This is a genomic window from Ferdinandcohnia sp. GQ5 (genome assembly GCF_059759275.1).
Genome location: NZ_JCAXEW010000001.1, coordinates 240,754 through 253,822, shown reverse-complemented (window position 1 = coordinate 253,822; position 13,069 = coordinate 240,754). Strand labels below are relative to the sequence as shown.

The following is a 13,069-nucleotide window of genomic DNA, read 5'->3' as shown; positions in this document are numbered from 1 at the left end:
TTTTTGTAAGTTTTTGGGGATTAAGGAAAAGGGTATTATCATTTTTTATAGAATGTATGTTTTAGAGGAGGTATAGAATATGACAAGTGATATTCTGATAAACAATAAGAAAAGCTGGGATATCGTAGCACATCATTTTAACGGAAAGGATGCTCTTCCTAGCTATGGTCCGTTTTCACAAACAGAGAATGAACTGGGACTGTTTGATAATGTAACGCTTAGGAGAGTACTTGATATCGGCTGCGGAAGCGGACATTCATTAAAATACATGGCAGATAAAGGAGCTACTGAATTATGGGGAGTAGATTTGTCAGATGCCCAAATTACAACGGCCAACCATACATTGTCGGGTTTGGATCCTCACTTATTTTGTGCTCCAATGGAGAAGGATGTTGGCATACCAAAGGAATATTTTGATTTAGTTTATTCAATTTATGCAATCGGTTGGTCGACAGATTTATCAGAAACATTTAAATTAATCTATGACTATTTGTTATTTGGTGGTTATTTTATATTCAGTTGGGATCATCCATTATATCCTCATCTAAAAAGTGAAGAGGGTCGTATTTATCTAGAAGGATCATACCAGAATGAAGGGTTTGTTAAATACAATAACTTTAAAGGTGAAGATGCGCCGATGGTAATACCTACAAGAAAAATGAGTACATATTTAAACGAATTAATTAAAGCAGGATTTACAATTGAGCAAGTAATCGAAAGTGATGTTTCATCAATATTTCGTTCAAGTGAAGAGGAGGTTTCTGACCGTTATTATTCGCTATACAAAGCACGAAAATTTCCTACGACGATGATCGTAAAAGCTCGAAAACTATAAAAGGAGTGTGCAAAATATGAAGAAATTGAACCAACCACCGATAAAAAACATAATGGGAGGAGTGTTCATCCATGTTACAGATTTAAAAAAATCAGTTGAATGGTACAGTAAGATTTTAAGATTTGAACCAGATATTAATCGTGTCCAATCACCGGTTTATAACATTCCAATTAATGGAACAACGAGTTTAACCTTAGACGACCATGCATTTGACCCTACTTTCAATCATGAACCATCTCCAAATCCAATCTTTAATTTTCTAGTCGAAGACATTGATGTTGCTTATGATTTTATTAAATCATGTGATATCGAAATCGTAAGGGAAATTGAAAGAGTGGGGGAGAACTTTGCTTGGTTTAATTTCAAAGACCTCGATGGAAATGTCATAATGGCTTGTACGGGTTAACAATAACGATTCATATAATGGCACCTTGTCGTTTTTTTCAGATTACATATCTAATAGTGAGGGGTACATATATGGGCTATGTTACTAGATTAAGAAAATTAATCGGTACTCAACCTATCATAACAGTAGGAGCTACAATTCTTGTGATTAATGATAAAAGAGAGCTTCTTTTTCAACATCGTTCGGACACATTGGATTGGGGATTACCGGGCGGATCTATGGAACTTGGGGAAGCAGTTGAAGAAGTTGCAACCCGTGAATTAAAAGAAGAAACTGGACTTATAGCAAATAAATTCAGATTAATTGGTGTCTTTTCTGGTCCCCGATATTATTTTCGTTATCCGAATGGGGATGAAACTTACAGTGTAATTAACTTATTTCATGCTTTTAATGTCAGTGGTAATTTAGAAATGAACGATGGAGAAAGTATAAATTTAGCGTTCTTTAACAAAGATAATCTTCCTACCAACATTGAAAAAAGAGCAAGGGCGCTAATCGAAGAAATCGGAGAGCGTTTGTGGGAATTAGAATGTTCGTTTGAAATTTAGGTTTGAATACATTACTTGCTGATATGGATAGTATATGGATTAAAGATGTAAGAAAATGCCCAGATAAGCTCTGGGCATTTCACATTATTCGTATAGATCTTCTAATTCATCAATTAACTCACCAACATAAGCAACTGCTTTGCGGATTGCATCTGGTTTAGACATATCGACACCAGCATATTTCATGAGTTCAAGTGGCTTCATCGTACCACCAGCTTTTAATACTTCAATCCAACGATCAACTACTGGTTGTCCTTCTTCTTTGATTAATTGTGCTACAGCAGTAGAAGCTGTTAATCCAGCAGAGTACGTATATGGATATAGTCCCATATAATAATGTGGCTGACGCATCCATGTTAAGCTTGCTGCGTCGTCAATTTCCACCGTATCTCCCCAGAAAGATTTTAATACTTCACCTTTAATTGCACTTAAGGCAGGTGCTGTAATTGGTTTACCAGCTTCGGCTAATGCATAAACTCGACGTTGATATTCACCCTCAAGTAAATGAGTCACAAAGTTATGATAGTAAGTTCCTAACAATTGAAGGATTACCCAACGCTTCATTCTCTTATCATCTGTTTTCGATAATAGATGTTCCGCTAATAGTAACTCATTCATAGTTGATGGCGCCTCGATAAAGTAAGTGGATGGACGAGTGTTTCCAACACGTTGATGGCTATTTGCATGGTAAAAATGACCCGCATGCCCAAGTTCATGAGCTAATATAAACGCACCACGCATTGTATCAGTCCAAGTGATTAAAATATAAGGATGTGCACCATATGGACTAGAACAGAATGCACCCGTAGATTTCCCAACGTTAGCAGGAAGGTCAACCCAACGTTCAATAAGACCTTTTTCCATGATTGCACTGTATTCTGGGCCCATCACCTGTAGAGCTTCAAGAATTGTTTTTGATGCTTCTTCATAGGTTGTTTTTGGATTAAAATCAGGATCCATTGGTGCTTTTAAATCACTAAAGTGCAGGTTGTCTAAGCCGAGAACGCGCTGCTTCAATTTCGCAAACTTTCTCATATGAGGTGCAAGTTCAGTTTGAATAACATCTAATTGATTATGGTACATGTCAAGTGTAACCTGTTGTGGATGCAAGAGCATATGAGTAACAGATTCATAGTTACGTAATTTTGATAATGCCACTTGTTTTTTTACTTCTGTTGCATAGGCAGCAGCAAACGTATTTTGATATTTCTTCAATGTTTCTGAAAAAGCATTAAATGCATTGCGTCTGACCGTTGGGTTTTCAGAAAGCTCATAGCGATCTTCAAATAAAGCAAAGGAAAGTGGCAGTTCATTACCATCCTCGTCCTTAAAAGAAGGAAAAGTCATATCAGATGCTTTGCTACGTTGATAAATCATATATGGTGCGTCGTGAACCTCGCCTAGAGCGGCTAGCGCTTCTTCCGTTTCAGGTGAAAGAGTATGTGGCTTTTTTTCCAAGATGAAGCTTAAGTTATTCTGAAATACTTCTAATTCTTTTTCTTCTATTATGTATTGTTCAATTGTTCCATCCGGTAATGCAAGTGTTTCAGACTCAATAAATGATAGCGCTGCACCAATTGCTGAAAAAAGAGACGAAACCCTTGCTGCATTTCCTTGATTCTCAGGGTTGGTGGCGTCCTCATTAAATCGTAAACTCGCATATGTACCTAGTAAAACCATTCGCTTTTGAAGTTCTTCTTTTGCAAGTAAACAATCTAGGAATGTTTTTGCACCGTTTCCTAATTGCCCTTTATATTTTGTGACAGTTGATACATCAGACTCAATCGAAGCTAATTCTTGTTCCCATTCTTCAACCGATTGAAACAAATCTTCAAGTCTCCAGGTTTGTTCAACAGGGACCTCAGCACGAGTTAATAGTTTTTCTTTAACCTTTGTCATAAATTTACCTCCTAAAAAGTATTTCGTTACTCTAAGTATTATTATATCTGAAAAGAGGGGGGATTAAATAGTATTTTCATAAAGTTTTTATGAAAAATTTAAATACATCTGATTATTTAGTCAAAGATACTACATTTTAATATACATACTAAAAATAATTACCACCGAAAGTCCCGGTCTAAATAAGTAACTAAGACTCATGACGCTGCAATTATTTGAATGGTAATATATTAGTAATTAATTTGTTTAGTAGCCGAATTAATTATTTTTTCATTAAAAAATGGAAGCGCATTCTGAAAGCGTTAACTGGATATGCGTTCCAAAATTATTCCTTCTATAAACAATTCGATCAAGCAGGAAATGAAATTGAGAATAAATACCCCCCAAAAAACTATTTAAATTATTTGGAAGGGGAGTATTTTTCTATAAAACTCACTATTTTTATGTGAAAACTTTTATTTATTAGGGGAGGAAGTAAAATGGCATCAGTATCAAGGCAAATCAGAAAATCTTCAAAATTAAGAAAGAAACTATTAGCAAGTACACTTGCACTCTCAATTGTAGCTCCTACAATTGGTTTTGCAGATGAGCAAGGGTACACCGGCAATGAGGGAGAGGCTACTCCGTATGACGGAAGAGGTGCAATCACAACCTATAAAATTGAAAAAGCTGAAGGTCAACCAGAAATTGAGGTAGCAACTCAAGATAGAATCCTAAAAATTAACGACAAGTATTATAGAGATGCAAATGGAGACCAAAGCTTAGATGTCTACGAGGACTGGAGAAAGCCGGTATCAGAACGTGTTGCTGATTTAATTAGTCAAATGAGTCTTGAGCAAAAGGCTGGGTTGATGTACATCGCTACACATACTCCAGAAGCAGATCCAGCAGATGGAAATTTTGTAACTCCGGAAAATAGTAAAATTGTTACTGATAAAAAATTGCGCCATGTTATTTATCGTTTGTCTCAAAACTTAGGGGATATCGCAAACTATAATAACCAAATGCAAAAATTAGCAGAAAATTTAGAGTTAGGGATCCCAGTTGTTATCACTTCAAATCCTAGAAACTCTGCATCTACCGATTATACAAATATCACCAATGTCCAAGATCAACACACATTCTGGCCAGGGACATTAGGTTTAGCTGCAGCGAGAGATGTAGAAGCTGTTGGTGAGTTCGCCGATATTGCCCGTCAAGAATGGAGAGCAGCAGGTATTCGTAAAGTGTATGGATATATGGCGGATGTTGCAACTGATCCACTATGGGCAAGAATTGAAGAAACATTCGGGGAAGATCCAAAAGTAGTTGGAGATATGAACTATGAAATTATTAGAGGATTCCAAGGTGAAGAACTTGGGAAAGACAGTGTTGCGATCACAGTAAAACATTTCCCTGGTGGCGGAGCTCGTGATGATGGACAAGATCCTCACTTTGAAAACGGTAGCTTTAACATTTATCCGACAGAGGGAAGTATGGAAAAGTATCACATTCCTCCGTTCCAAAGAGCGATTGAAGCAGGAGTTTCATCCGTAATGCCTTATTATGCATATCCAAGTAATGATAGTGCTGACCAGGGGTTACCACCTTATGTAAATCAAGAGGATCAGCAATTTGAAGAAGTGGGTATGACCTTAAATGAAGGGATAATCCGTTACCTCCGTGAAGGCCTTGGTTTCAAAGGTTATGTTAACTCTGACTCTGGAGCAGTTGCAGGTAGTGCATGGGGATACAATGATAAAACAGCAGCAGAAAAAGTTGCAAAAGCTGTAAATGCTGGTACCAATATTATTTCAGGGAGTGCAACACCAGAATACTTAATCGAGGCAGTTAACAATGGCCTGCTAGACATTGACAAAGTAAATGAATCATTAACTTATACTCTTTCTGAAATGATGACATTAGGACTGTTTGAAGATCCATATGTAAATCCTGAAGAAGCGATTGTTTTGGCAAATGATGATGAACACAGAGCGTTAGCTTATGAAGCACATCAAAAATCAGTTGTTCTAATGCGTAATGATAAAGTAAAGGGTGAAAAATTATTACCGTTTACTGAAGAAAAATTAGAAACTGTTAAGCTTTATGTTGAAGGATTTGTTGGGGTTGCAGCTCCTAGAGGTAATGATAATCCTGAACAATATGTGATTGAGGAATCTAAAAAACAATCTGAAGGCTTTACTGCAGATTTAAAGCATACACTTAACGAAAAATTCCCTAACATTGAAATAGTGGATCGTGTTGAGGAAGCAACTCATGCATATGTATATGTGAAACCAACTCAATCGAACTGGGATAATAACCCACGAATTACGGTTGGTCCAGAAACAGGAATATCTGATATAGACCGAATTGTTGAGATTCAAAAAGCAGTTCCAACGATTACTGCTGTAAACTTTACGAACCAATGGCTAATTAATAAGCTTGAACCAAAAGCAGCTGCATTTATTGGTACATTTGGTACTCAACAAGAAGCAGTATTTGATGTCATCACAGGAAAATTCAACCCAGTTGGTAAACTTCCGTTTGCAATTCCAGCTAGCGCAAAAGCCGTAGAACGAGAAGTAGGTGACGTTCCAAGCTTTGCACCTGAAGAATATAAACATTTTACTTATAAAACTAAAGCGGGTGTCAAATACGAATACGGATTTGGACTATCTTACGAAAAAGAGAAGTCTAATAAGGGTAAAAAGAAATAATGAAAGGAGAGCCGACCAAATATATGTTGGTCGGCTCAAATGAATTCTCCCTTATTCGAAAAACATCTATACCGTAACCTCACCGAAACCAACCTTTTTTCTTAAACCACACGAACATACCTATTCCAATTATTATCATAATTGCTTGAATTACAAAATACCCATATCTATATGTAAGTTCAGGCATATGACTAAAATTCATACCATAAATACCAGCTATAAAGGTTAACGGCATGAAAATTGTCGTTATAACCGTTAAAATGCGCATCACTTTATTGGTTTGATGGGAATTCAATGACAAATAGCTATCTCGTATATCCGCAGTAAGCTCTCGGCTCGCATCAATTTTTTCAGTTAGACGTAACAGGTGATCATGGATATCATGAAAATACTCAATTCGATGCTGCAATAAGTCAAGTCGATGTGAGTTGATGATTCGATATACCAAATCCCTCATTGGTATCACCGTATGACGTAAGGTAAGTAAATTATGACGCGTATCAAAAAGTTCATCTAGTAGCTCTTCCATCGATTTTTCATTTGAATTATCCTCAATATGATTTAAGGTATCTTCAAGTTGATACACAATAGGAAAATAATTATCAACCAGCTTATCAATGATATGATACAACACGAGGGAGGGGTCCCAATTCTCAATCATTTCAGTAACCATTAATCGATTCCACACATCATTTATTTCACCTAATTCTGATAAATGAAAGGTCACTATATATTCTTCGCCTAGAAACATATTGATTTCTTCTTTTTCTAGTGTTAATCGATGAAGACTGTGAGAAACAAAGAAGGTATTTTTTTCGTAAAAATCTAATTTAGGTCGTTGCAACACATGGATGCAGTCTTCTATAGCCAGTGGGTGAAATTGAAGTGTTTTAGACAATTCTTCAATTTCCGATTCTGTTGGTCTGTTAAAATCAATCCAATACCATTTACAATCTATATCCTTTATTTCTGTAATCGAGATATCAGTTAAACGTTCATTTTGATGACTAATTGCAAGAATGCGAATCATTAAATAACCTCATTTTATTTATAAAATCTTGTTTGTAAAGAATATTTTTGAAAAAACATATAACTTATTTTTTCCAATTTTTGTAGTATAATGGAGTAATTCAAAGTAAAAAAGGGGAAGACATTATGAAATCTAGACCATTTGTGTTAGTAAGTATTGTACTTGCGATGCTTATCAGTGCTATGGATACGACAATCCTCCAAACAACTGCCCCTACAATTGCAGAAACACTAGGTGGATATAAGTTTTATGGGTGGATGTTTGCCATCTATGTTTTATTTTCTACTGTTTCCTTACCAATATTCGGGAAACTTGCCGATATTTATGGAAGGAAAAAAATTTTTAGTATTTCTATCATTCTATTTACAATCGGTTCATTACTTTGTGGATTAGCAGATTCGATGGTAGAACTAATCGTGTACCGTGGAATCCAGGGCTTAGGTGCTGGTGGAGTATCACCACTAACCATGATCATTGCCGGTGACCTTTATTCGATTGAAAAACGCGGAAAAATTCAAGGGTTCTTCTCAGCTATGTGGGGAGTTGCTGCTGTCATCGCACCGCTTGTCGGGGGCTATTTTGTAGAGACACTTTCATGGCGTTGGATATTTTTTATTAATATTCCAATTGGAATCATTGTCCTTTTATGTTTAATTCCTTACAAAGAAAACATTACTAAGGATAAAAATCCGCTTAATTATCTTAGCGCATTTCTTTTTACTGGAAGTATGCTGGCATTTTTAATGAACACCATTACAACTGAAAATCTTGTAATCTACAATATAATTGGGATCCTCTTTTTAATTGCATTTATATACGCCGAGAAAAAATCAGATAAACGCTTCATCCCAATTGAAATATTAAAGAATAAGAACATTTCTTGGTTGAATATTAATGGTTTTTTAATCTTTTTAAGTATTTTTGCGTTTTCTAACTATGTTCCATTGTTTATGCAGGAAGTTCAAGGGATTTCAATAACAGTTAGTGGACTCGTACTATTCGGAATGAGTGTTGCCTGGATGCTTGCATCTGTTCCGGCAGGAAACCTAATCTTAAAATATGGATATCGAAAAACAATCTTTCTAGGAAACGGCCTGCTCATATTATCCGCAGTTCTTGCATTTTTCATGAATAAAGACACAAGTTTCTGGTATATTTTCATGATTTTAACGATTCAAGGTTTCGCATTCGGAATAGTCGTTACAATCGGGACAATTGGATCACAAGAATTAGCAGAAGCTCATCAAAAGGGAATGTCAACAAGTCTTCAATTCTTTGCAAGAAACATTGGAACCACCTTTGGGGCAAGTATTATGGGAATGCTTATTACAAGTCAGGTTGATGTGGGAAAAGGAATGCATCATTTGATACTCTATATGTTAGTTTCAGTTACTCTTGCAACGATTATTAGCTTTTTGGTCAGCAATAAATTATATTCTCACAAACTAGAAAATCATTGAAACATCAAAAGCGGATGCTTTTGGTGTTTTTTTCTATAATAATATATGATTTTATTGTATGATTAAAATAATTCGGAATTTGAAATAATTTGTTGGTATACATTTTGGAGGCCCTTATGTTTAGAATTTTTTCGTATTTAAAACCCTATCGACTAGCCATTTCGGTTGCTCTTGTTTTGACTTTTGTTGAACTCACGGTGGAACTCTTGCAACCGCTTTTAATCGCAAAAGTGATTGATGATGGTATACTACAAAATGATCTTTCTGTTGTAATGAAGTGGGGAGGAATTATGGTCGGTATCTCGCTTCTTGCGTTTTTATCCGGTATTACAAATTCCTTTTTTGCATCACATGCCAGTCAAAGTTTTGCTTTTGACATTCGAAAAGAATTGTTTGGGAAAATTCAATCCTTCTCATTTGCAAATCTTCAAAAATTTGATACAGCAACATTAATTACGAGAATGACCAATGATGTCACCCAGTTACAAAATACCGTATTTATGAGTCTTCGAATCGCCATTCGGGCACCGATGCTCATCATTTTTGGAATGGTTATGGCATTCCTCGTAAATGCCAAGCTATCGATGATGCTAATATTAACAATCCCTTTTTTAATATTATTTCTTATTTTTGTAATGACAAAAGCAAGAAGGCTATTTCAATCTGTTCAACAAAAACTAGATACAGTCAATGAAGTGATGAGGGAAAACCTATCGGGGATGCGACTTATCAAAGCGTTTGTGCGATGGAAACATGAAACATTCCGTTTCATACATGCCAATGAAGACTTAAAGAAAAAAACGATAACATCGCTTCGCCTTATTGAATTGACAATGCCGGTACTTTTGCTCTTGATGAATGGCAGCATCATTGCGATTCTATGGTTTGGAAGTATAGATGTGAGTAAAGGGAATGTTCAAGTTGGGGAAGTTGTTGCAGTCATCAATTATACGACAAGGATTACCGGTGCACTTGGTGTATTTTCATGGATTATCATGCATTTTTCAAGAGCAAAAGCTTCATCTGAACGTGTCATTGATGTATTAGATACTGAAGTTGACTTAATAGAGTCAACAAAGAATGTTAAAAGTATGAAAAATCCGGAAGGTAGCATTCAATTTTCTCATGTTGATTTCAAGTATCCTGGAACAAGCGTGAAGGTTTTACATGATATTTCTTTCTTAATTAAGCCAGGTGAAACAGTCTCAATCCTTGGTGCAACCGGTTCAGGTAAGACATCCTTATTTCAATTAATTCCACGATTATATGATGTGATTCATGGAAGTGTTGAGATTGACGGGATAGATGTGAAGAATCGAAAACTTGATGAATTGAGAAAACAAATTGGCTATGTTCCTCAAGAGGCATTGTTGTTCACGGGAACGATCAAAGAGAATATACGCTGGGGTAAACAGGATGCGACGATGGAAGAAATCATAGAAGCAGCAAAGGTGGCCCAAATTCATGAAACGATTGAAAAGCTTCCATTACAATACGATACCATCATTGGTCAAAAAGGAGTTAACTTATCTGGAGGACAAAAACAGCGTATATCAATTGCGAGAGCACTTGTTCGCAACCCTAAAATTCTGCTATTGGACGATAGTACAAGTGCATTAGATTTAAGAACAGAAGCCCAATTATTAACGGCATTGAAAGCATACACCTGTACAACATTGATCATTACTTCCAAGATTTACACAGCCATGGAAACTGATACGATTTTACTGCTGGAAGATGGAAGATTACTTGCCTCCGGAAACCATGAAGAGCTTTTACAAACCTCAGCTTTTTATCAAAAAGTCTTTGAAACACAGTTCGGAAAGGGGGGACAAGCCCATGTCAACGCGAATTAATCGCCCTAAACAAAATGATGGGAGTAAGCCACAACAGGCTAAGGACAGAATGGGTACTGTCAAAAGAATTTGGTCCTATTTGGCGGTCAATAATAAATTATTAATCGCTGTCTTAGCTATGGTAGTCGTGAGTTCAGGGCTTGGTCTCCTTGGTCCGTACTTGTTAGGTAAAGGAATTGACGAATATATCGTAACAAAAGACAATAATGGAATCCTCATTGTACTTCTTAGTTTAGGAATTGTGTATATTCTTCATTCCATTTCTCTGTGGTATCAAAACTATTGGATGGTAGGGATTGCTCAAAATACAGTCTTTTCTATGAGAACTGAGCTTTTCGAGCAGTTACATCGGTTACCCATTCACTTTTTTGATAAACGCCAACATGGGGAACTGATGAGCCGAATTACAAATGACATTGAAAATGTAAGCTCAACTTTGAATACGTCAGTCATTCAAATTTTTTCAAGTTTACTTACATTGGTTGGTACTATAGCGATAATGGTCTGGCTAAGCCCTCTGTTAACTCTGATTACGATGATTATCATCCCTATCATGTTCATCGGGATTAAGTGGATTACAAAACGAACAGGGAAGCTATTTAAGGAACAGCAACGTTATTTGGGAGAACTGAACGGTTATATCGAAGAAACGATTTCTGGTCAAAGAATTGTAAAAACTTTTTCACAAGAGGAAAAAGTGATCAATGAATTTTTAGAAAAGGGTGAAAAACTAAAGAAAGCAGGCTATTATGCACAAGCTTATTCTGGTTTTATCCCGAAACTTATGAACGTATTAAATAATCTAAGCTTTGCAATCATTGCAGGGATTGGTGGGATACTTGCTTTAAATGGACATATCACCATCGGAACGATTGTCATTTTTGCAGAGTATTCAAGACAATTCACTCGCCCACTGAATGACTTAGCCAATCAATTCAATACATTACTATCCGCTATTGCAGGCGCTGAACGTGTATTTGATATTTTAGATGAAGAAGTAGAGGCTAAGGACGAAACCAATGCGAAAAACATGCATAAAATTCATGGTAAGGTCGAATTCAACCATGTTTCTTTTGCCTATGACAAGGGTGGCAATACAATTAAAGATGTATCATTTGAAGTAAAAGTAGGAGAATCAGTTGCCTTTGTTGGCCCAACGGGTGCTGGGAAAACAACGATTATTAATTTACTTTCCAGATTTTACGAACCGGACGAAGGCTCGATAAAAATTGATGGAGTTAATACCTCGTCCATGACAAGGGAAAGCCTTCGTCAAAATATGGGCTTTGTGCTTCAGGATGTTTATCTGTTCCAAGCCTCTATATTGGAAAATATTCGTTATGGGAAACTAGATGCAACGAACGAAGATGTAATAGAAGCTGCAAAATTGGCAAATGCACACTCGTTTATCATGAAACTTCCGAAACAGTATCATACGATTTTAAACCAAGATGGTAGTGGCATTAGTCAGGGACAGAAGCAGCTACTATCAATCGCAAGAGCCATTCTTGCAAGCCCGTCCATTCTTATCCTAGATGAAGCAACAAGTAGCATTGATACTGTCACAGAAATGAAAATCCAAGAAGCACTACAACGATTAATGAAGGGGAAGACAAGCTTCTTCATTGCCCACCGCTTAAATACGATTGAAAGAGCAGACCAAATTATTGTTTTGAGAGACGGAGAAATCATCGAAAAAGGGGATCATCTCTCCCTTTTAGAGCAAAAAGGGTATTATCATAACCTCTATCATAGTCAATTAGAGAATCAGGTTATCTAAATCCAAAAATTACCTTTTATATTCTATAGGGCATCATCAAATGATAAACCTAAATAAGAATTAAGGGTGATGTTCATTCATGAGGCACTTTAAGGCTTTAGGAATCAAGTTTATCGTAATATCTATTGTACTCTTGTCCCTTTTTGGAATATTTAGAGGTGCTTCCTTTGGAGAAATTCTACTCATGAGTATACTTGTAACGGGGCTCGCATACGTCGTTGGAGATTTATTTACACTGCCGAGAGCGGGTAATACCGTTGCTACTATTGCTGATTTTGGCTTATCTTTCTTTGCAATTTGGATATTGAGCTACATGTTCATGGATAATACATCAGGGTTAATCACAGCCTCTCTTGTTGCGGCTGGTGTTATTGCTATAAGTGAAGTACTCTTCCATGCATATATGCAAAATAAGGTTCTTAATGAAGAGAAACATGTGACAAGAACTCATTTTAGACCAAGCTATCAAACTGAGTTTGCAGAGGAATATGACGAAGAAACGAAAGATCTGAAAAAGAAATAAAATGGATGGTCATGGCTAAATCAAAACTGATTT

10 protein-coding genes are annotated in these 13,069 nt (G+C 36.3%); 8 read left to right on the top strand and 2 right to left on the bottom strand.

Annotated elements, in window-relative coordinates; genetic code table 11:
• Positions 1 to 79: 79 nt before the first annotated feature.
• The 3 genes from AC6CHV_RS01185 (at position 80) to AC6CHV_RS01175 (ending at position 1,789) form a co-directional block, all read left to right on the top strand.
• Entirely contained in the window at positions 80 to 835 is a 756-nt protein-coding gene (locus AC6CHV_RS01185) for a methyltransferase domain-containing protein (protein ID WP_498077926.1), read from the top strand.
• A gap of 16 nt (positions 836 to 851) precedes the next feature.
• Positions 852 to 1,241: a VOC family protein gene (locus AC6CHV_RS01180; protein ID WP_498077925.1), complete on the top strand. Its 390-nt coding sequence runs from the start codon at positions 852 to 854 to the stop codon at positions 1,239 to 1,241.
• A gap of 71 nt (positions 1,242 to 1,312) precedes the next feature.
• Positions 1,313 to 1,789, top strand: coding sequence for an NUDIX domain-containing protein (locus tag AC6CHV_RS01175; RefSeq protein WP_498077924.1), 477 nt, complete (start codon positions 1,313 to 1,315; stop codon positions 1,787 to 1,789).
• Between the two features lie 84 nt (positions 1,790 to 1,873).
• Here AC6CHV_RS01175 and pepF read toward each other — a convergent pair whose 3' ends face one another.
• Complete coding sequence (gene pepF, locus AC6CHV_RS01170; RefSeq protein ID WP_498077923.1) at positions 1,874 to 3,688, bottom strand: oligoendopeptidase F; 1,815 nt, start codon at positions 3,686 to 3,688, stop codon at positions 1,874 to 1,876.
• Positions 3,689 to 4,167: 479 nt separating this feature from the next.
• On the opposite strand from pepF, the gene AC6CHV_RS01165 reads away from it, so the two are divergent.
• Positions 4,168 to 6,387, top strand: a complete 2,220-nt coding sequence (locus AC6CHV_RS01165; RefSeq protein WP_498077922.1) for a glycoside hydrolase family 3 N-terminal domain-containing protein — start codon at positions 4,168 to 4,170, stop codon at positions 6,385 to 6,387.
• Positions 6,388 to 6,466: 79 nt separating this feature from the next.
• Here AC6CHV_RS01165 and corA read toward each other — a convergent pair whose 3' ends face one another.
• Positions 6,467 to 7,417, bottom strand: coding sequence for a magnesium/cobalt transporter CorA (gene corA, locus AC6CHV_RS01160; RefSeq protein WP_341331656.1), 951 nt, complete (start codon positions 7,415 to 7,417; stop codon positions 6,467 to 6,469).
• 125 nt (positions 7,418 to 7,542) lie between these two features.
• Here corA and AC6CHV_RS01155 point away from each other — a divergent pair, with 125 nt between their 5' ends.
• From AC6CHV_RS01155 to AC6CHV_RS01140, 4 genes are all read left to right on the top strand, one after another.
• Positions 7,543 to 8,877, top strand: a complete 1,335-nt coding sequence (locus tag AC6CHV_RS01155) for an MFS transporter (protein WP_498077921.1) — start codon at positions 7,543 to 7,545, stop codon at positions 8,875 to 8,877.
• 116 nt (positions 8,878 to 8,993) lie between these two features.
• Positions 8,994 to 10,733 carry an ABC transporter transmembrane domain-containing protein gene (locus AC6CHV_RS01150; protein WP_498077920.1) on the top strand — a complete coding sequence of 580 codons (1,740 nt, stop codon included), beginning with the start codon at positions 8,994 to 8,996 and terminating at the stop codon, positions 10,731 to 10,733.
• A complete protein-coding gene (locus AC6CHV_RS01145) occupies positions 10,717 to 12,513 on the top strand; it encodes an ABC transporter transmembrane domain-containing protein (RefSeq protein WP_498077919.1) in 1,797 nt (598 codons plus the stop codon). Before AC6CHV_RS01150 ends, AC6CHV_RS01145 begins: the two co-directional genes overlap by 17 nt.
• 79 nt (positions 12,514 to 12,592) lie before the next feature.
• On the top strand, positions 12,593 to 13,036 hold the full coding sequence (locus AC6CHV_RS01140; protein ID WP_440273435.1) for a YndM family protein: 444 nt from the start codon (positions 12,593 to 12,595) through the stop codon (positions 13,034 to 13,036).
• Positions 13,037 to 13,069: the final 33 nt, after the last annotated feature.

Bases quoted from the DNA above. Each gene is read 5' to 3' on its own strand.
- AC6CHV_RS01175 (WP_498077924.1), top strand. From the start codon at position 1,313: ATGGGCTATGTTACTAGATTAAGAAAATTAATCGGTACTCAACCTATC.
- AC6CHV_RS01145 (WP_498077919.1), top strand. From the start codon at position 10,717: ATGTCAACGCGAATTAATCGCCCTAAACAAAATGATGGGAGTAAGCCA.
- AC6CHV_RS01180 (WP_498077925.1), top strand. From the start codon at position 852: ATGAAGAAATTGAACCAACCACCGATAAAAAACATAATGGGAGGAGTG.
- AC6CHV_RS01165 (WP_498077922.1), top strand. From the start codon at position 4,168: ATGGCATCAGTATCAAGGCAAATCAGAAAATCTTCAAAATTAAGAAAG.
- AC6CHV_RS01140 (WP_440273435.1), top strand. From the start codon at position 12,593: ATGAGGCACTTTAAGGCTTTAGGAATCAAGTTTATCGTAATATCTATT.
- corA (WP_341331656.1), bottom strand. From the start codon at position 7,417: ATGATTCGCATTCTTGCAATTAGTCATCAAAATGAACGTTTAACTGAT.
- AC6CHV_RS01185 (WP_498077926.1), top strand. From the start codon at position 80: ATGACAAGTGATATTCTGATAAACAATAAGAAAAGCTGGGATATCGTA.
- AC6CHV_RS01150 (WP_498077920.1), top strand. From the start codon at position 8,994: ATGTTTAGAATTTTTTCGTATTTAAAACCCTATCGACTAGCCATTTCG.
- AC6CHV_RS01155 (WP_498077921.1), top strand. From the start codon at position 7,543: ATGAAATCTAGACCATTTGTGTTAGTAAGTATTGTACTTGCGATGCTT.
- pepF (WP_498077923.1), bottom strand. From the start codon at position 3,688: ATGACAAAGGTTAAAGAAAAACTATTAACTCGTGCTGAGGTCCCTGTT.